General features: G+C 63.6%; 16 protein-coding genes and 3 pseudogenes. 13 read left to right on the top strand and 6 right to left on the bottom strand.

Annotated features, from left to right (window positions below):
• The first annotated feature begins 20 nt into the window (after positions 1-20).
• The 3 genes from V1280_RS01920 to V1280_RS01910 all read left to right on the top strand — a co-directional run bounded on the left by V1280_RS01920 (position 21) and on the right by V1280_RS01910 (position 3529).
• A complete protein-coding gene (locus tag V1280_RS01920) occupies positions 21-791 on the top strand; it encodes an enoyl-CoA hydratase (RefSeq protein ID WP_334518455.1) in 771 nt (256 codons plus the stop codon).
• A 131-nt stretch (positions 792-922) separates the two neighbouring features.
• Positions 923-2119, top strand: a complete 1197-nt coding sequence (locus V1280_RS01915; RefSeq protein ID WP_334518454.1) for an acetyl-CoA C-acyltransferase — start codon at positions 923-925, stop codon at positions 2117-2119.
• A gap of 114 nt (positions 2120-2233) precedes the next feature.
• Positions 2234-3529: an MFS transporter gene (locus tag V1280_RS01910; RefSeq protein ID WP_334518453.1), complete on the top strand. Its 1296-nt coding sequence runs from the start codon at positions 2234-2236 to the stop codon at positions 3527-3529.
• Here the strand turns inward: V1280_RS01910 and V1280_RS01905 are convergent.
• The 3 genes from V1280_RS01905 to V1280_RS01895 all read right to left on the bottom strand — a co-directional run bounded on the left by V1280_RS01905 (position 3526) and on the right by V1280_RS01895 (position 6861).
• On the bottom strand, positions 3526-4929 hold the full coding sequence (locus V1280_RS01905) for a carbohydrate porin (RefSeq protein ID WP_442895101.1): 1404 nt from the start codon (positions 4927-4929) through the stop codon (positions 3526-3528). The genes V1280_RS01910 and V1280_RS01905 overlap by 4 nt on opposite strands.
• Positions 4930-4948: 19 nt before the next feature.
• Positions 4949-5968, bottom strand: a complete 1020-nt coding sequence (locus V1280_RS01900; RefSeq protein ID WP_334518451.1) for a transporter — start codon at positions 5966-5968, stop codon at positions 4949-4951.
• Between the two features lie 110 nt (positions 5969-6078).
• On the bottom strand, positions 6079-6861 hold the full coding sequence (locus V1280_RS01895) for an acetoacetate decarboxylase (RefSeq protein WP_334518449.1): 783 nt from the start codon (positions 6859-6861) through the stop codon (positions 6079-6081).
• 11 nt (positions 6862-6872) lie between these two features.
• On the opposite strand from V1280_RS01895, the pseudogene V1280_RS01890 reads away from it, so the two are divergent.
• Together V1280_RS01890 and V1280_RS01885 are read left to right on the top strand one after the other, a co-directional pair.
• Positions 6873-7355, top strand: a pseudogene (locus V1280_RS01890) (DUF3734 domain-containing protein); the annotation flags it as partial.
• A gap of 356 nt (positions 7356-7711) precedes the next feature.
• A complete protein-coding gene (locus V1280_RS01885) occupies positions 7712-9085 on the top strand; it encodes an aldehyde dehydrogenase family protein (RefSeq protein WP_334518447.1) in 1374 nt (457 codons plus the stop codon).
• Between the two features lie 31 nt (positions 9086-9116).
• On the opposite strand, the gene V1280_RS01880 is transcribed toward V1280_RS01885, so the two are convergent.
• Positions 9117-9914 carry an IclR family transcriptional regulator gene (locus V1280_RS01880; protein WP_334518445.1) on the bottom strand — a complete coding sequence of 266 codons (798 nt, stop codon included), beginning with the start codon at positions 9912-9914 and terminating at the stop codon, positions 9117-9119.
• A 237-nt stretch (positions 9915-10151) separates the two neighbouring features.
• Here V1280_RS01880 and V1280_RS01875 point away from each other — a divergent pair, with 237 nt between their 5' ends.
• From V1280_RS01875 to V1280_RS01855, 5 genes and pseudogenes are all read left to right on the top strand, one after another.
• Complete coding sequence (locus V1280_RS01875; protein WP_334518444.1) at positions 10152-11312, top strand: aminotransferase class V-fold PLP-dependent enzyme; 1161 nt, start codon at positions 10152-10154, stop codon at positions 11310-11312.
• Between the two features lie 29 nt (positions 11313-11341).
• Positions 11342-12240: pseudogene (locus tag V1280_RS01870) on the top strand (amino acid ABC transporter substrate-binding protein).
• 63 nt (positions 12241-12303) lie between these two features.
• Positions 12304-13098 (top strand): amino acid ABC transporter permease, encoded by a 795-nt coding sequence (locus V1280_RS01865; RefSeq protein ID WP_334518442.1) that lies wholly within the window; start codon positions 12304-12306, stop codon positions 13096-13098.
• Positions 13095-13787 (top strand): amino acid ABC transporter permease, encoded by a 693-nt coding sequence (locus V1280_RS01860; protein WP_334518440.1) that lies wholly within the window; start codon positions 13095-13097, stop codon positions 13785-13787. Before V1280_RS01865 ends, V1280_RS01860 begins: the two co-directional genes overlap by 4 nt.
• Positions 13788-13821: 34 nt before the next feature.
• Positions 13822-14589 (top strand): amino acid ABC transporter ATP-binding protein, encoded by a 768-nt coding sequence (locus tag V1280_RS01855; RefSeq protein ID WP_334518439.1) that lies wholly within the window; start codon positions 13822-13824, stop codon positions 14587-14589.
• 159 nt (positions 14590-14748) lie between these two features.
• Here the strand turns inward: V1280_RS01855 and V1280_RS46700 are convergent.
• A pseudogene (locus tag V1280_RS46700) lies at positions 14749-15453 on the bottom strand (LysR family transcriptional regulator); the annotation flags it as partial.
• A 140-nt stretch (positions 15454-15593) separates the two neighbouring features.
• Between V1280_RS46700 and V1280_RS01845 the strand changes: the two are divergent.
• The 3 genes from V1280_RS01845 (at position 15594) to dapD (ending at position 18568) form a co-directional block, all read left to right on the top strand.
• Positions 15594-16466 carry an MBL fold metallo-hydrolase gene (locus V1280_RS01845; RefSeq protein WP_334518437.1) on the top strand — a complete coding sequence of 291 codons (873 nt, stop codon included), beginning with the start codon at positions 15594-15596 and terminating at the stop codon, positions 16464-16466.
• 13 nt (positions 16467-16479) lie between these two features.
• Positions 16480-17481 (top strand): alpha/beta hydrolase, encoded by a 1002-nt coding sequence (locus V1280_RS01840; protein WP_334518435.1) that lies wholly within the window; start codon positions 16480-16482, stop codon positions 17479-17481.
• 115 nt (positions 17482-17596) lie between these two features.
• On the top strand, positions 17597-18568 hold the full coding sequence (gene dapD / locus V1280_RS01835) for a 2,3,4,5-tetrahydropyridine-2,6-dicarboxylate N-succinyltransferase (protein WP_334518433.1): 972 nt from the start codon (positions 17597-17599) through the stop codon (positions 18566-18568).
• A gap of 161 nt (positions 18569-18729) precedes the next feature.
• Here the strand turns inward: dapD and V1280_RS01830 are convergent, their stop codons facing one another.
• Complete coding sequence (locus V1280_RS01830) at positions 18730-19059, bottom strand: EF-hand domain-containing protein (protein WP_334518431.1); 330 nt, start codon at positions 19057-19059, stop codon at positions 18730-18732.
• Positions 19060-19131: the final 72 nt, after the last annotated feature.

Raw genomic sequence — 19131 nt, 5'->3', positions numbered from 1 at the left:
CGAAACCTCGAGATCCCACGATGGAAATGCTCAACAACCATTGCGGCGTGACGCGCGATGCGCGCGGCGTCGTTCATGTCGCGATCTGTAATGCCGGCTCGCTGAATATTCTGGGCTCGCCCGTGACCGATGCGGTGCGCGAAGGCCTGCAAAAGCTCGCCACCGACCGCAGCATCCGAATCGTGGTGCTGCGCGGCCAGAGCGAGAAGAGCATGATCGGCGGCGCCGACATCAAGGAGATGGCGAAGCTCGACCAGAAATCGGCGGAAGCGTTCATCAGCCGCCTGCGCGATCTCTGCGAGGCCGTGCGCCAGTTCCCTGCCCCCGTGATCGCCCGCATGCCCGGCTGGTGCCTCGGCGGCGGTCTCGAAGTCGCCGCCGCCTGCGACTTCCGTATCGCCACGCATGATGCGCATTTCGGCATGCCGGAGGTGCGCGTCGGCATTCCCTCGGTGATACATGCCGCGCTGCTGCCGCGCCTGATCGGCTGGGCCCGCGCGCGTTGGCTGGTGATGACCGCGGAGAATATCGACGCGCCGACGGCGCTGGCCTGGGGCCTGATCGACAAGATCGCCGCGGCCGGCGGCCTGGATGCCGAAATCGGGCATCTCGTGACCGCGCTGCTCGAATGCGGCCCCGAAGCGCTACGGTCGCAGAAGGCACTGCTGCGGCAATGGGAGGAACTGCCGCTGACGGAGTCGGTGAATCTCAGCGTGAAGGTGTTCGGCGAGTCGTTTCTGACCGACGAGCCGACGCGCCTGATGCAGGCGTTTGTGAACAGGAAGCGGTAGCCCCCTCCTCCATTCGAACGACCAATTCTCATCCGAACCACGACAATTTCTCATGCCCCGCGCGGTTGCATTTTTTGCGCCGCATCATATTATGATCATAATCTAAATCGTCATTGCCAGGGAGTCTCGTCATGGCCGAAGCCGCCGATCCCGTCGTCATCGTCTCCACCGCCCGCACCCCGCTTGGCCGCTTCATGGGCGAGTTGTCACCGCTCGCCGCGCACAAGCTCGGATCGCACGTGATCAATGCAGCACTGGAACGCGCCAAGCTCGCCCCCGAGAAGATCGACGAAGTCTTCATGGGCTGCGTGCTGCCCGCTGGCCAGGGCCAGGCACCGGCGCGTCAGGCGGCACGTAGCGCCGGTCTCCCCGACGCGACCGGCGCGACGACCGTCAACAAGGTTTGCGGCTCCGGCATGAAGGCGACCATGCTGGCACATGATATCATCCGCGCTGGCTCGGCCGAGATCGTCGTCTCCGGCGGCATGGAGAGCATGAGCAACGCGCCATATCTGCTGGCGAGAGCACGCGGCGGCTATCGCGCCGGGCACGACCGCATCATCGACCACATGATGATGGACGGCCTCGAGGACGCCTACGAGACCGGCCGCTCCATGGGCGATTTCGGCGAGGCGACCGCGGAGGCCTATCAGTTCACCCGAAAGGACCAGGACGCCTATGCGATGGAAACGCTCAGCCGCGCGCGCAAGGCGGTCGAGGGCGGCGCGTTCAAGGCCGAGATCGCGCCGGTCACACTGACCGAGAAGGCCGGCCCGCGCGTGATCGCCAACGACGAGCATCCGCTGAAGGTGGATCCCGCCAAAATTCCCGGACTGAAGCCAGCATTCCGCGCCAATGGCACGATTACGCCCGCCGCTTCCTCTGCGAACGCCGACGGCGCCGCCGCGCTGGTGCTAACGAAGCGATCGCTCGCCGATCGCAACGGTCTGCCCGCACTCGCCGTGATCAAAGGGCACGCCACCCACAGCCAGGAGCCGCAATGGTTCACCACGGCGCCGATCCTGGCGATCCGCAAGCTGCTCGACAAGGTCGGCTGGAGCGCAGGCGATGTCGATCTCTTTGAGATCAACGAAGCGTTCGCGGTCGTCGCGATGGCTGCGCAGCGCGATCTCGGCATCCCCCGCGACAAACTCAACATCAACGGCGGCGCCTGCGCGCTCGGCCATCCCATCGGCACCACCGGCGCGCGGCTGATCGTGACGCTGCTGCATGCGCTCGAGGCCAACAACCTCAAGCGCGGCGTCGCCGCGCTCTGCATCGGCGGCGGCGAGGCCACTGCGATCGCGGTGGAGCGTCTCGCGCACTGACTCCGGCGACGTCCTAAATTGAGGGAAGTCTGGCATTTCAGACTTCCCGTTTCCATGCCAGACTACAACAATGACGCGGGTCTCCCAAAGCCCGCCAGCCTGGATTGAGGGGCAATGATTTCGAACTGGCTTTCGGCCGCGCTCGGCCGTCGCAACATCCACTACGGCTGGGTGATGGTCGGTGTGACCTTCTTCGCCGCGCTGATCAGCGCGGGCACGGTCGGCGCGCCCGGCGTGTTCATCGTTCCGCTCCAGAAGGAGTTCGGCTGGAGCACGGCGCAGATCTCCTCCGCGCTCTCGATTCGCTTCATCCTGTTCGGGCTGATGGCGCCGTTCGCAGCCGCGCTGCTCAATCGCTACGGCCTGCGCAATGTGACGCTGACCGCGCAGCTCATCGTCGTCTCGGCGCTGGTGCTCTCGCTCGGCATGACCGAGATCTGGCAGCTCGTGGCTCTCTGGGGCGTGGTGATCGGCATCGGCACCGGCATGACCGCGCTGGTGCTGGGCGCCACCATCTCCACGCGCTGGTTTGCCGCGCGGCGCGGCCTGGTCGTCGGCATCCTGACCGCGAGTGTCGCCACCGGCCAGCTCGTCTTCCTGCCGCTGCTGGCAAGCCTGACCGAACGCTACGGCTGGCGCCTGGCGCTCGGCTTCGTCTGCATCATGCTCGGCGTTTCTGCACTGGCAGTGCTGCTCGTGATGCGCGATCGCCCGAGCGATGTGGGCTTGCGCCCGTTCGGCGACGAAGGCAGCGAGCCCCTGCCCGCGCCGCCCGTGAACCACGGCTCGATCACCGGTGTTGCGCTCGGCACGCTGCGCGACGCCTCGAAGTCGAGCGCGTTCTGGATCCTGTTTGCAACGTTCTTCGTCTGCGGCGCCTCGACCAACGGCCTCGTGCAGGTGCATCTGATTCCGATGTGCCTCGACTTCGGCATCCCGCAGGTGCAGGCGGCGAGCCTGCTCGCAGCGATGGGCATCTTCGACTTCTTTGGCACCATCATGTCGGGCTGGCTCTCGGACCGTTATGACAATCGCTTCCTGCTGTTCTGGTACTACGGCCTGCGCGGGCTCTCGCTGATCTTCCTGCCGTTCAGCGATTTCTCGTTCTATGGCCTGTCGATCTTCGCGATGTTCTACGGCCTCGACTGGATCGCGACCGTGCCGCCGACCGTACGCCTCACCGCGCAGAAATTCGGACCCGAACGCGCCAATCTGGTGTTCGGCTGGATCTTCGCCGGACACCAGCTCGGCGCTGGTGCGGCCGCCTTCGGCGCGGGCCTGTCGCGGACGCTGCTCCAGAGCTATCTGCCCGCCTTCTTTGTGGCTGGAGCGCTCTGCGTGTTTGCCTCGCTGATCGTGCTGGGGCTCTCGCGGCAACCAAAGCCGCAAGCAAAGCCCGCGATGGCCTAGTACCGGAGCGTGGTGGTGACGCCGAACACGGCGGCGTCACCGATCCGAGACACACCGGTTGGATCGTTCGGGTTCGGGATGCCGCCGGAGGGACGCACCACGTACTGGAAGTAAGGCGCAATCAACCAGCCCGGCTTGATGTGCGCCTCGTAGATGATTTCGAGCAAGGCCTCGCTGCTGCGCACCGGGCTTTGGATACCGCTGAAGATCTGCGTATCGACGTCGAGGCTTCGTGCGGCACCCGAGATCCGCATATAGGCGACCCCGATCCCGAACCGATCGAGCGGACGGCCCGGCGTAAAGCCGACGAAGCCGACGCCGCCGTCGAGATAGAGGTCGATCAGGTTGCGATCCGGCGGGCTGTAGGCGATGCGGCCGAACGCAGTGACGCCGGGTATCGAGGCCGACACGGTCTTTTCGGTTTCTGTCCCCGGCGGCCGCCAGAGGGCCTGCTCGACGACGGCGTAGATTCCGTAATTGCCGCGAAGCTTCGCCGGAATGCCGGATCCGGTCGGGTCTGCAAGCGGGAAGCCGTCCGCAGTGAAGCGCTGGCTGTCGAAGTCGCCGAAATGATACCAGCCGCCAGGCGTGACATTGCCGGCAAGCGAGCTTCCGCCGATGTCGACATGGTAGTCGAAGTGGACCTGCCCGATGACCCAGGGCGGATCATTGACACGAAACGCGAGACCATGATTGTCGCGCGTCTGCGGATCGCCATCGCCGGGCGCGGCCGGATTGCCGTTGAACACCGCGCCGAAGACGGTGACGTTGTCCGCAACCTGGGCCTTGATGCGAATGCCGGGCACTGCGATCGGCGGCGCCGGGCCTCCGGCCGGCAAATTGGTGGCCTTGATCGCGGGCCAGCCGAAGGTGCCGTTGATGAAGAGGTCGTCGGTCTGGCTGTCGAAGAACTCGACATCGGCCGCCTGCTGGCCGGCCCTGATGTTCAGGCGGTCGTTGAAGAAGCTCTGCTCGAAATAGGCGTTGTAGAGCCGCTGGTCGGGCAGCGCTTCGATCTCGCTGATGGTGGCGAGATTTTGGATGTAGTTCCTGCTGAGCCCGCGGCCGTAGATGATGTAACCATTGGCGTAGAAGCGGCCGCCGGTCCAGCCGACGAGCTTGTCGAGATCGGCGTCGACTGACAGATCGAGCCGGCCGAAATGGATGGCGCCGCGCGAGACGCCGCCGGACACGTTGCCGATGTTGTCGGCAACGTAGGTCGCGCCGAAATTCAGGCCCTTGTTGGCGAGCCCATCATGCCACTCGTTGAACCATTTTGGAAACAGCCAGTCGGCGGCGCTCTCGTCCTTGGCGCCGGCGAACGCGCTGGTGCTCGCGAACAACACCGCCGCGATCACGAGTGAACATCGCAATCCTGATGTCCGGGCAATCGCATTCACGGCTGACACCGGCTGCCAGCTATTTTTTGAAGATGCCGGTTCGCCGCATGAACAGATAGGCAAGGCCGATCGAGGTCACCATCAGTGCCGCCGCCCAGAGGAAGCCCTCGTCCACGTCGGTGAGCGGCAGGCCCTTGGTGTTCATGCCGAAGATGCCGGTGATCAGCGTCGGCGGCAGCAGCAGCGTCGTCACGATCGAAAGCGTGTGGAGGTGGCGATTGCTCTCCTCCTCGTTCTTGAAACGCAGCTCCTCCTCGAGTAGGCGGCTGCGCTCGCGGAGCTCGACGATGTCGTGGTCGAGACCGTCGAGCCGCTGCGCGAGCTTGCCGGCCTGAATGCGCAATCCCGGCGACAAATGATCGGTGTTCTTCTGGTCGAGCCGATGGAACAGCACGCGCAGTCCGGTGAGCTGGCGGTGCAGTCGCACACATGTCCGGCGCAATCTTCCGAGCGTGCGGCGCATCTCTGGCTTCACATCATCAGCCAGAATTCGTTCCTCAATGCCGTCGACTTCCTGGCCGAGCTTGTCGGCCATCCTGTCGAGCGTGTCGGCGACCTCGTCGACGATCTTCTCCAGGAGATGGGCAACATTGTCGACGCGATAACCACCTTCGAGCACGCGCCGGGTCGCGTCCGCCGAGCACAGCGCCTGGTGGCGGCCGGAGACCAGCAGATGCTCGGTCATGGCGAAGCGCAGGAACGCGGTCTCTTCGGTAGCAGCGTCGATGTCGCGGACGAGATCGGAGAACACGCCGTAGACGCAGTGGTCGATGACGTGCAGCTGCTGGAACGTGTCGTTCGACAGCAGCAGATCGCGCGCCAGCGGCGGCAGCTGTGATGCCGCGATCCACGGCCGCGCGCGACCATCTGTCAAATTGAAATGCAGCCAGAGCCGGCCATCATGGCTGAACTCGATCGGCTGGTCGATCGGCAGCGCCTCGGCGCCGCCGTCGCCATGCAAACGAAACGCCCACACCAGTCCGGGAATGACAGCCGCGACATCCGATGTCGCGCTGACAAGCTTAGCCGGCTCAGCCATGCTGACCCCACGTCGTTGCAGCCCAATCCCGGGGGGCCGTTATTGGCCTCCTCCGGGTCCTCCGTGCAGTCAATTACGCCAGTGTTACAGTTTGATGATGGCGCGCCGCCCTACTCCGCGGCCAGCCCCGTCGCGACCGCTGCCTGGGCTTCCTTGACGTAGTCGTGCACCACGCGGCCGAACGGCAATGTCAAATCGGCGATGTAGTGGTGCGCGCCGATGCAGCGTCGGACCGGGAAATCCGCAACCGGGGCGTTGACGTGCGGCACCAGATGCAGCCGGCCAGGTCCCATCCAGGAGCCCTTCGGCACGATCTCGATCAGGTTGATGGCGACGAGCTGGCAGACCTCGAGGTGGCCGTCGACGCCCGGGATCATCTTCAGATTAACTTGCGTCTTCGACAGCGTGGCGCGGGTGAGATCGCCGTTGCCGGCCATGCTCTCGTGCTTGTAACCCATCGTGCCCATGGCGACGAGCTGGCCGGCATATTCCAGCGTGCCCGTCAGCGTGTCCTTGACGATCTCGAGTTTTGGATGGGCGTACTTCTTGGGAAAGCCCCAGATCTCGCGGCCGGCCGCGATCGGCGGATCATCGTCGAGATACATCTGCGAGACGAAGTTGACCTCCTCGCCGTGCAGGCGCGCCGGGATCACGAGGCCGGACTCGGTGTAGCTGCCGAAGCCGGAGGAGTCCGGCATCTTGATCCATTCGTAATGCACGATCGGCTGGTCGATCGGCTCCAGCGGCTCAGGCAGGCCCGCGCGGACCAGGTCCTGATCGGTCTCGTAGGTGATGACGAGGAATTCGCGGTTGACGAACCGATAAGGTCCGGCCGGATAGCTCGGTCCTGCCGCCGGCATGGACGGAAGCCTCAGCACGTCTTCCCTGCGCATCCTGGTCTCCTCAGCATCTGCTCGACCAGGAGGACGCGATCAATTCGCTGGTGTTCCAGGTCGACCTGTTCAGCGCGCGCGGCGTGCTGCCGCGCTCGATCCAGGACGTGATGGCCCGCCACAAGGACATCATGTATTCCTCGCGCACCCGCCACAACACCGACGTCTACCGCCGCACGCATAATCTCAAGGTGCTGCTCTACAAGGCGCTGGCGAAGATTCCGGACGAGCAATTGTCCGACGAGGATCGTAGCCTCAAGGCGAGCCTGCGCCGCATGCCGGAGATCGCGATCCTGCATCTGATCTATCAGCAGAAGGCCTATGAGGGCGACGCCAAGGACCACGAATTCTCGGGCACGTCGATGCGCGAGCACTGGACGAGCGGCTACGAGGACACCAAGCGCACCCTGAAGCGCCGCGACTGGATCAAGATGCCGGACGAAGGCATGGGCCTCGTCGTGCACGACGTCCACCGGGAGACGGAGAGCGCCTGAGGGGCGCTCTCAACAATAACGTCGAAAACAACCCCATGCACAGTAGAAATCGTTCAAGAATTTAGTCTCGCGGAGACTCGACCCCAGGCACGGCGTTTGACTCGGCGATTTGACACGTCGGGCAAAACACCTGCACAGTGTTACGATTGCGAAATCGCACGACTGATCCGCTCTGCGCCAATGCCCGACATGGCGAGCAACAGCCCCCATGCCGTACATTGCCCATCGAGAGCGTGACGGGCCCAAGTTGTGTCCGGTCGGCGGAGGCGCGCATTTCCTTGACGACGATCGCTTTCTCCGGAAGCGACGGTGCAGTGAGCGCCACGCAAGGAACAGAACACCGCGTGGAGAGAATGATGATCAAGGTTGTACAGGCCTTCGACCGAAAAGAGATCACCGAACTCGCCAGTGACGACGCCGCCGCGCTGGAAGCGAAGTTCGAGACCGCACGAAAGCTGCTCGCGGACCGAAAGGCCTGGCTGAAGCCGCATCAGCGGATCGCCATTCTCCACAAGCTCGCCGATCTGGTTGCCGAGAAGCGGCAGGATTTCGGCATTCTCATCGCACGGGAAGGCGGTAAGCCGCTGACCGATGCATTGATCGAGACCGATCGGGCGATCGACGGCATCCGCTCGGCGGCGGACTTTCTGCGAACCCGCGCCGGCGTCGAGATCCCCATGGGCCTCACGCCCGCAAGCGACGGCCGCCGGGCATGGACCATCAAGGAACCGATCGGCATCGTCGCCGCAATCTCGGCCTTCAATCATCCCCTCAACCTGATCGTTCACCAGCTCGCGCCGGCGATCGCGACCGGTTGCCCGGTGATCGTGAAGCCGGCAGGCACAACGCCTTTGTGCTGCGTGGAGTTCGTGAAGCTTGTTCACGACGCCGGCATGCCCGAAGGCTGGGTCCAGACGTTCTTGCCCGAGGACTCGAGCCTTCCGGAAAAATTCGCGACCGACCCGCGCGTCGCCTTCCTGAGCTTCATCGGCTCGGCGCGTGTCGGCTGGCATCTGCGATCAGTCATCACCCCCGGTGCGCGCTGCGCTCTCGAGCACGGCGGCGTCGCGCCCCTCATCATCGACCGCAGCGCCGACCTCGAGAAAATCATCGAGCCGGTCGTCAAGGGTGGATACTACCACGCAGGGCAAGTCTGCGTATCGGTGCAGCGCATCTACGTGCATTCGGCGCTTGAGAAGGAATTCATCGACAGGATGGCGGCGAGGGTCGAGGCCCTGAAGGTGGGAGATCCGACGCTTCCCCAGACGGAGGTCGGACCGCTGATCACGCCGCGGGAGGTCGAGCGTGTCGAAGGCTGGATCGCCGAGGCCACGTCTGGCGGAACCCGCCAGATCGGCGGCGGACGGCTGAGCGAGACGACACTCAAGCCATCGATCCTGGTCTCGCCACCGCGCGACGCAAAAGTCTCCACCCTGGAAGTCTTCGGGCCGGTGACCTGCATCTATCCGTTCGATCGCATCGACGATGCGATCGCAGAAGCCAACTCGCTTCCCGTCTCGTTCCAGTCCGCCATCTTCACGCGCGATCTCGCGGTTGCCCTCGACGCTGCGGAACGCCTCGACGCAGCGGCGGTGATGATCAACGACCACACCGCCTTCCGTACCGACTGGATGCCCTTCGCAGGCCGCCGCGTATCCGGCCACGGCATCGGCGGCATCCCCTACACGATGCACGAGATGACCGCGGAGAAGATGATCGTGTTCAGGTAGACGCCGACCGCTCGTCAGCAGTACTCGTTTGTCACCCCTGGACATCCGCGCGATCGTCGTCCTCCACGTGCAGAATGGTCTCCGACAACAAGGCCGCAGCCTTTTGCAGCGGCGCGATGAATCGGTCCAGTTCGGCGAAGCTCACCCGCGCCACCGGCACCGAGACACCGAGACAAGCAATCAATTCCCGATCAGGTGACAGAATGGGGACGGCGCACCCCACAACGCCCTTCACATACTCTTCGTTGGTCTTGGCCCAGCCGCGTTGCCGCGTCTCCTCGAGAACCTTCATCAGCGCATGAACATCGACGATCGTCGTGTCCGTGAACCTGGTCAGCGGTAGCGCGCGGCACAGCTTCGCCCGGAGTCTCTCGGGCAACCTGCTCATGTAAATCTTGCCGGTCGACGTGCAGTGGAGCGGCGCCGCCTCGCCGGGATTGAACTGAAGACCTTGCGGCTCCGAAACGCGAACACTGTCGACATAGGCGACGGAATTATCGCGCACGACGCCGATCTCGCACTGCTCGCCGATCTCGCCGGCGACAGCACGGAGCACGGCGTGTCGCCGCGCCGTGCGGAAGGCCGCTCCGATGACAGAGGCGGACAGCGTGACGAGCTGGTTGCCGACAACGTAGCGTTTGGTGCCCAACGCCTTTTGCAGCAGTCCGCGGTCCTCGAGATTTCCGATCAACCTGTGCGCCGTCGGCAGCGGCAGCGCGAGAGCCTTGGCGATCTCGGCCGCCGACACGGCTTTGCGCTGGTCGGCAACGTGCCGAACGATCGCAAAGGCGCGATCCAGCGGCCCATCCTTCTCGCTACGCTTCGTCATTTTCCTACCGGCCAAAATTGGCAGCAAAATCAAGATCAACGTCAAATGATATCATTTTTCGGAATAAAACATATTGAAATTCGACAAATTTGTTTGTCGAAATCCTGAAAGCCCATATTCTTGGCGTTGCCGGTGACTGACTAGAAGTTGTGCAACGCGGTCGCGCCGTTCCGAAAATCTCGCTCCGCCTGATGGCCGCGAGCCAAGTCAGGACGGCGCGCTCAGCAGGAGATGTGCATGTCTCGTCACTACGACGTGGACGCCGTGAGGAAGGAATTCCCCGCCGTCGAACGGATGGTCTATCTGGACTCGGGGTTTCAAACGCCGCTCGCCCGTCCCGTGAAGGCCGCGATCGAGCTATTCCTGCGCGAGGGTTTCGAGACGGCCGGTCCCAAGAGCGTCTGGCTCGATCGGGTGGAGCAGACCCGCGCCAAGCTCGCCCGCTTGCTCGGTGCGAGCACCGATGAGATCGCCTTCACGAAGAACACGTCCGAAAGCATGAACATCGCGGCCAACGCGCTGCCGCTACAGGCCGGCGACAATGTCCTGATGATCCATGGCGATCACCCGAACAACGCCTACGCCTTCCTCAATCTGCAACGGAAGGGCATCGCGGTCCGCTTCATCCCGATGACTGATGTTGTCGATGCCGACAGTTTTGCGCCCTTCATCGACGACAGGACGCGCGCGATCTCGATGTCGCACGTGACGTTCCACGCCGGTCACCGCTTCGACATCGAGAGCGTCGGCGCGCTGTGCGCCAGCAGGAAACTCTATTTCATTGTGGATGTGATGCAGGCGATCGGTGTCGTGCCTGTTGATGCGAAGGCGATTGGCGCCAGCTTCATCGGGTCCGGCAGCCACAAGGGATTACTCGTGCCGCAAGGGCTCGGCCTGCTTTACTGGGACAAGTCCCTCAATGAGCTCGAGCCGGCCTATCTCGCCGCCGCCAGCCTCGCCGAGATCCCCGATGATCTCATCGCGCGTTCCGACCGGATGGCGCCCTCTCCGGCCGCCAGGCGCTTCGAGCTTGGCAATTTCAATCTGCCTGCGGTCCATGCCCTGGGGGCCTCGCTCGACATGATCGAGGAGATCGGCGTGCACAACATCCAGAACCACTGCTTCGATCTCGGCGATCACCTGATCGCGCGGCTCGACGCGCTGGACATCCGCCTGGTCGGCCCGCGCGAACGGCAGCACCGCGCGCCGCACATCTACGTCATCGCCCTGCCCGCGTCGGACTGGCTTGGCCATTTCGAAGACAACGGCGTGCGCGTCTCGCCCGAGCGCGACGGCATTAGGGTCTCGCTCGGCATGTTCAACACCGCCGATGATATCGACCGCCTGATCGATGTCATCCGCCGGCGAGGCCTCGGACGCCGGTCCGCGGCCGCTTGAATTCGACACATGATGGAAAGGCATGAACCATGAAGAAGCTCGCTCAGCTGCTGGGACTACTCCCAGCACTTCTCGCTGTCAGCGCGAACCGGTCGACAGCAGCCGACAGCCCGACGCTGGACAAGATCAAATCCAGTGGCGCGATCACGATCGGTTATCGCGAGGCCTCGATACCGTTTTCCTATCTCGGGCCCGATCAGAAGCCTGTCGGCTTCTCGCTCGATCTTTGCGCTGCCATCGTCGATCGCATCAAGACTGATCTGAAGCTGCCCGATCTCAGGGTCAACTACACGCCGGTAAACTCGTCAAACCGGATCCCGCTGATCCAGAGCGGAACCGTCGACATTGAATGCGGCGGCACCGCGAACGACAAGAAGCGGCAGGAACAAGTCTCGTTCTCGGTCGCGACGTTCGTCAGCCAGCCGCGCTGGCTCTGGTCAAGGCCGCCAGTGGCGTGAAGACCGCCGGCGACTTGAAAGGCAAGACCGTCGTTGTCACGCAAGGCTCCAACGCAGTGGGTTTCGCGCAGGGAGTCAACGCCAAGGAGCAGCTCGGCCTCAACATCGTCCAGGCGAAGGACCATGCGGAATCCTTCCTCATGCTGAACATCGGCCGTGCTGCGGCTTTCATGGAGGACGATATCCTCCTCGCCGGGCTCAAGGCTGCGGCGCCCAATCCGGACGCACTGCTGTTCCTGCCCGAGGGTTACGCAAAGATCTATTACGGGTTGATGTTCACGAAGGGTGACGCCGGCTTCAAGGGGCTCGTCGACGACGTACTCTCCAAGCAGATGACATCGGGCCAGTTCGAGAAGACCTACGCGAAATGGTTCACCCGCCCGATTCCGCCCAAGGGTGAGAACTTGGCCTTCCCGCTCACCGACGAGTTGATGGAGCGGATCGCGCATCCCAGCGATGCCGTCGACTGATTGACGGAGCTGATCGTCTCGCAAGGTCATCCTCATCCGCACCTGCAACCCAGGGGAATCGCGATGTTCGGAGTACTTTTTGAGCAGGCGGCAGACGGCCAGCGCTATATCGACTGGCTTCTGTCAGGTCTCGGCTGGACCCTGGCGCTGGCCTTCTTCGGCTGGTGGATCGCCTTTGGCATTGGCGTGTTCGTCGGTGTGGGTCGCACTGTCAAGAACCGCTTCGTCTCGATCCCAGCCCGGCTCTATGTCGAGATCTTCCGGAACATCCCCGTCCTGGTGCAGATGTTCCTCTGGTATTTTGTTTTTCCGGAGGTGGTGCCGGCTGCGCTCGGAGACGCCATCAAGCAGATCCCGCCGCCCTGGGCCTCATTCTTCCCGGCGCTGCTTTGCCTCGGGCTCTACACGGCATCCCGAATTGCCGAGCAGGTCCGGGCCGGCATCGAAGCGCTCCCAAAGGGACAGATGGAAGCGGCCAGTGCCCTCGGCCTCAGCGGCTATCTCACCTATCGCTATGTCATCGTGCCCCAGGCCCTGCGCCTGATCGTGCCGAGCCTCACCAGCGAGGTCATGGGCATCTACAAGAACACCTCCGTGGCCCTCACGATCGGCCTGATGGAGCTGACCGCCCAGGCTCGGCAAATCAGCGAGGCCACGTTCCAGACATTCACCGCCTTTGGCGCAGCGACCATCATCTATCTCTGTCTGGCATTGATCGCCTATCAGGCCATGACGCTGATCGACAAAGCCGTCCGCATTCCCGGAAGCTCTCCCGTCACGCTCACGGCTGAACAGGATCTGGCTGCCGATGTGCAGCAAGGCGGCACCCTGCCCCCCGCCATGGAGGCTGCGAAATGAACACGCTCGATTTCTCGATTGTTGCGCAGTCGTGGCCGTATCTCTGGTCGGGCCTGCTGTTCTCGCTCTCACTCACGGCGGCCGCCTTCGCCATCGGCATGATCCTCGGAACCTGTCTTGCGCTGGTCCAGCATTTCGAGGTGCCGGTGCTTGCCAAGATCGTCCGCGGCTACGTTGCGATCATCCGGTCGATCCCGCTGATCCTGGTCCTGTTCTGGTTCTTCTTCCTGATGCCCATCGTGCTCGGGCACCTCAGCGGCAACGGCCGCCCGATCCCGATCGGGGCATCAGCCACGGCGTTCATCACCTTTGGCTTGTTTGAAGCCGCTTACTACTCCGAGATCATCCGCGTCGGCCTGCGTGCCGTCAACAAAGGCCAGTTCGAGGCCTGCCAGGCCCTCGCCTTGTCCACCTACGACACCTACCGCCATATCGTTCTGCCTCAAGTGCTGCGCGTCGCGAGCCCCATCATCCTGAGCCAGACCATCATCCTCTTCCAGGACACATCTCTCGTCTATGTGCTGTCCCTGACCGATCTTCTGGGAGCGGCCTCCAAGCTGGCGCAACTCAACGGTCGTCTGGTCGAAATGTATCTCGTCGTCGCGGTCGCCTATCTCATCGTCAGTTCTGCGGCATCCCAATGCGTCGCCACCTTGCGCAAGCGATATGCGATCGCCGCAACGCGCTGATCATCATCGGAACGTCCACACCTGGGAGACCAGCATGCCCCTGGAAATTGCCCGCAACGCCATGCCATCAGGCTCAATCGTCGTGGTCGAGAATCTCGTGAAGCGGTTCGGCGCGTTCACGGCGCTGAACGACATCAACCTCAGCGTCAGCAAGGGCGAGACGATCGTCCTGTGCGGGCCGTCGGGCTCCGGCAAATCGACCTTGATCCGGTGCATCAACCATATCGAGCGGCACGACGGCGGCCGGATCGTCGTCGACGGTATCGAGTTGAGCAACCGCATGGCCGATATCAACAGCGTACGCTGTGAAGTCGGCATGGTGTTTCAGAGCTTCAACCTGTTTCCGCACCTCACGGTCGCCGAGAACTGCATGCTGGCTCCGATGAAGGTTCGCGGCATCTCGCAAGTCGAGGCCGGCGATCGCGCCCTCCGCCTGCTCCGGAAGGTCCGCATTGCGGACCAGGCGGACAAATATCCCGCGCAATTGTCGGGCGGTCAGCAGCAACGTGTCGCCATCGCACGGGCGCTGTGCATGCAGCCCAAGATCATGCTGTTCGACGAACCGACCTCCGCGCTCGACCCCGAGATGGTCAAGGAAGTGCTGGAGACCATGGTCGAACTGGCGCAAGACGGCATGACGATGGTTTGCGTCACCCATGAGATGGGCTTCGCCCGCGAGGTCGCCGATCGGGTCGTCTTCATGGATCGGGGGAGCATCGTGGAAGAAGCCGAGCCGGAAACATTTTTCAAGGCCCCTCGCACCGATCGGGCGAAGGCTTTCCTGAACCAGATCATCCATTAGCCGCTCAGTCGGACGCGCAAGCCAGCAGCTGCTCGCGCAACCAGCCATGGGCGGGATCGGACTCGAACCGCGCGTGCCAGGTCGCGAACAGCGTGAAGCGGCCGGCGTCAACGGCAGCGGGAACGAGACCAGCCGGTCCGCATAGCGGCTGAGAAATCGGGCCGGCAGCGTGCAGACGAGGTCCGTCGTCTCCAGGATCAGCGGCACCAGGCTGTAATATTGCACGGAGGCGACGACGCGCCGCTGATATCCCTGGCCCTGCAGAATGTCGTCCACGAAACTGCGAAACCCGCCGCCGTCGCCGGACACGACGACATGATCCAGATGCGCATAGTCGCGCAACGTCGGCTTCTTGTCGCCGCGCGGATGGCGCTTGCGCTGCGCCATCATGAATTTTTCCTGGAGCAGCGGCTGATGCGGAAGGCCCTTGGGGAGCACGGCTTGCGAGACCAGCGCGACATCGATGTCGCCTGCCTCCAGCTGGCCCACGAGCGCGACGGGATCAATCGCGCGCAACGCCAGCCGCATCCCGGGAGAGTCTCCCCTGCGCAGCCGCTGAATCAGCCGCGTGCCGATGATGGCGCCGGCATTGTCGTTGGCGCCGAGCGAGAACGTGCGCTCTGACGTCGCGGCGTCGAAGAGCCGTGGCGCGCTGACCACGGCTCCGAGCTGCTGCAACGCGTGACGGAGCGGCTCGCGCAGCGCGGCCCCGCGCGGGGTCAGCACCATGCCCTTCCCTGACGACGCAGGCGTCAGCAAGGGATCGCCGAACACGTCCCGCAACCGCGCCAGCTGAGCCGAGAGCGCCGGCTGGCTGATGCCGAGCCGCGCCGCTGCCCTTGTGATGTTGCGTTCGTCCAGCATGATTCGGAGAGAGGCGAGCAACGGAAGATCATGGCCATTGATATCCATCCAGCCTATACCTCATATCGCTAGTATCGATTTCAATGATCGCACAGGCTGCGGCACATCAGCAATCGTATTTCATCCCAGGAGGCCTGTTCATGGATACGATCCACCGCATCGGCGCGACCTCGATCACGCGCGTGACCGAGCAGCGGGGCCCGGGATTCGCTCCCGACATGCTGTTTCCGGACTGGAATCCCCACGTGCTCGATCAGCATCGTGCGCTGATGATCCCCGCATGCTTCGACGAGACGCAAAAACGCTTCCTCGCCAGCGTTCACACCTGGGTGGTGAAGACACAACGCCATGTCATGCTGATCGACAGTTGCGGCGGCAACCACAAGAACCGGCCTGCGCTGCCGCGCTTTCACCAGCAGAACCTGCCATTCCTGGCGCGGCTCGCCGAGGCCGGAGTCGCGCCCGAGCAGGTCGACTTTGTCTGCTGCACGCATCTCCACGCCGACCATTGCGGCTGGAACACCGAGCTGCGCGACGGCCGCTGGGTGCCGACCTTTCCCAATGCAAGATACATCTTCTCCATGGCCGAGCACGATCACTGGACCGGCCCGGCCGGACAGAGCGGATTCAATGCCGGCGTCTACGCCGACAGCGTCCTGCCGGTGATCGAGGCCGGGCAAGCCGAGATCATCGACGGCGATGGCCTGCTCGCCAACGGTCTCGCCGTGCACGCGACCCCGGGGCATAGTCCGGGCCATGTCGTGTTCGAGTTTGCCGATCGCGGCGAGACGGGATTGTTCAGCGGAGACATCATGCATCAGCCGCTTCAGGTGTTTCGCCCGGACTGGAACAGCGCTTTCTGCGATGATCCGGCGAAGGCGCGCGCGTCGCGCCGTTGGCTGCTGGAGCGTGCCGCCGACGAGGCGGCGAAAGTGTTCACCGCGCATTTCGCCGCTAGCTCGGCCGGCTTCGTGACACGCCATGGCGACGGCTTCGATTGGCGTTTCGCCTGAGAGGAGACCAAGGATGCTGCAACCGCAGGCGGACATTATCCGCGAGGAATTCATGATCCCGAGCGACACCGATGGCATCGAGCTGTTCGTCCGCAACAAGCGGCATTCGAGCCTCGCGACATTCACCCCGGAACGAACGCTCCTGTTCGTGGCCGGGTCGACCTATCCGGCCTCGACGTCGTTCGATCTTCCACTCGATGGCGTGTCGTGGATGGATCATCTGGCGAGACGCGGCTTCGACGTCTATCTCGTCGACATCAGGGGCTATGGCCGTTCGACCAAGCCCGCGGAGATGGCGGCCCCGCCGCTCGACCATGCGCCAATCGTGCGCACGCCCGTCGCGGTGGCCGATGTCGGTGCCGCCGTCGCTTTCATCCGGACGCGGCGCGGGCTCGACCGGATCAATTTGATGGGCTGGTCCTGGGGCACCACGATCATGGCGCGCTACACATCGGACCATCCCGACCATGTCGCCAAACTGATCCTGATCGCGCCGCAATGGTTGCGAACGACGCCGAGCGCCGCTGATGCCAGCGGCGCGCTCGGTGCTTACCGCATCGTCGATCGGGCGGCTGCCAAGGCACGCTGGCTCAACGGCGTGCCCGAGGACAGGAGGACGGCGATTCTGCCGGATGCATGGTTCGAGACCTGGGCCGAGGCCACGTTCGCCCAATCGGAGCTCGGCCCGGACCGGCTGCGCGCGCCAAACGGCACCGTGCAGGACAGCCGCGACTATTGGGCGTCAGGCAAACCGATTTACGACCCGGCGCAGATCAAGGTGCCTGTGCTGATCGTGCACGGCGACCTCGACCGCGATTGCCCCATCGACATGGCGCAGGCTGTGTTCGAAAGGCTGTCGTCCACCCCTACGCGGAGCTGGGTCGAGATCCGCGACGCAACCCATTCGCTGTTCCTGGAAACCCGGCGATGGCAGGCGTTCGATGCGGTCGACGGGTTTCTGGCGACGGCCAGGTCGGAGGCCGGGCGGTCTCATGGCGGCGTGGTGGCCTCATGATCGGCGCCCGTCAGAAAATGACTAAAAAGCGGACGCGTTTGGGCGTGCAGAAGTTGCCAATTCCGGGAGAACTCGCGTATGCACTAAGTGCAGGATCGTAGAGTGAGCAATTCAAATGGCGATAGAGCTGAGGGGCGCGAGCGGCGAGGGATTTGCGACGATCACCGCTGACGGTCGCGTATTGGATTCCTGGTTTCTTCAGCTGCGCCTGGTTGAGGAGGCCGGCAAGGCCGCAACGGTACGGCTGACGAAGGACGAGATCATCAGATCGATGGGTGAATCGGCAGACGGATATGCGCGACACGACGACGTCCGCAATGTCGATATCGTTGCAATCCGTACGGACATCGACTCCCTTGCATCCGCGCCGGCTGACGTCCACGACGCATATCTTCGACTCCATCTCCTGAGCCACCGGATCGTCCAGCCCAATTGCCTGAACCTCGACGGCATTTTCGGTCTGTTACCGAACAATGCCTGGACGACCCTCGGCCCCTGCGAGCCCTCCCGTGTACCGGAAGCACGGCTCGCAGCGCGAAAGCGAGGTCTCGGGTTCGAGGTGGCAGGCGTGGACAAGTTTCCGCGCATGACCGACTATGTGACGCCTGCGGACGTGAGAATTGCAGATGCCGATCGCGTCAGGCTCGGAGCCCATCTGGCGCCGGGCACGACCGTCATGCATGAAGGCTTCTGCAATTTCAATGCGGGTACGCTCGGTCCCTGCATGGTCGAAGGCCGGATCACCGCCGGCGTGGTCGTGGGACGTGGCAGCGACGTTGGTGGCGGCGCGTCGATCATGGGCACCCTGTCCGGAGGCGGGAAGGAGCGGATTACAGTTGGTGAGCGCTGCCTGATCGGAGCCAACGCCGGTATCGGCATTTCACTGGGTGACGATTGTATCGTCGAAGCGGGCTGTTATGTCACGGCAGGCGCGCGCATCCTTTTGGAAGATGGCCGAGTCCTGAAAGCCAAGGAACTCTCAGGCGAGAGGGGCCTCCTCTTTCGTCGCAATTCCCAGAGCGGCGCCCTTGAGGCAACCAGACGCACACCAAATTGGGATGGCCTCAACGCGCAACTTCACGGCTAGGCAGCTGACGCGAGGAAGTCGTCGGCGACATGCGGCGCGTCAGCGATGCGCCGTCTGTCCCATTCCGATCTACTGCGGTGCCGCACGAACCTGGTCGCTCCAGGCGCAAAGCGGACGTCGTCACCAGGCACATGACGCCACCGGGTTTATGGGCACACGGGCTAGAACTTTGGCCCGAAGCCACCTGCCCCGCCCGAACCTCCCGGCCCGCCGCCCCGCCCTGGCCTGCCGCCACCGCCGGGCGCCGGCGATGTGCCGCCCCGCAACTCCGCAGCGGTGACCTTGCAGTCCGCGTTCGTATCGTACTGACCGATGAAGCGGCTCGGCTTGTCCACGAGCTCGGAGCGGCTGATTTTGCCGTCGCCATTGTCGTCGAAATATCCGAGCTCCGCCTGGGCGAAGCTGCGCTCGGCGCGCCGGATGACGGGGAATTCCGACGCACTCAGAAAGCCGTCGCGGTTCTTGTCGGCCAGCCGGAACAGCTGGTCCATGTATCGCTTCCATTCATCGCAGGTGTAGGTGCCGTCGTGGTCGTAATCCCAGATCGGCGGCCCATCAGGAAG

The sequence above is a fragment of the Bradyrhizobium sp. AZCC 2230 genome (assembly GCF_036924495.1).
Taxonomy (GTDB): domain Bacteria; phylum Pseudomonadota; class Alphaproteobacteria; order Rhizobiales; family Xanthobacteraceae; genus Bradyrhizobium; species Bradyrhizobium rifense.
The sequence above is the reverse complement of the archived record's forward strand: the minus strand, read 5'-3'. Positions and strand labels throughout refer to the sequence as shown.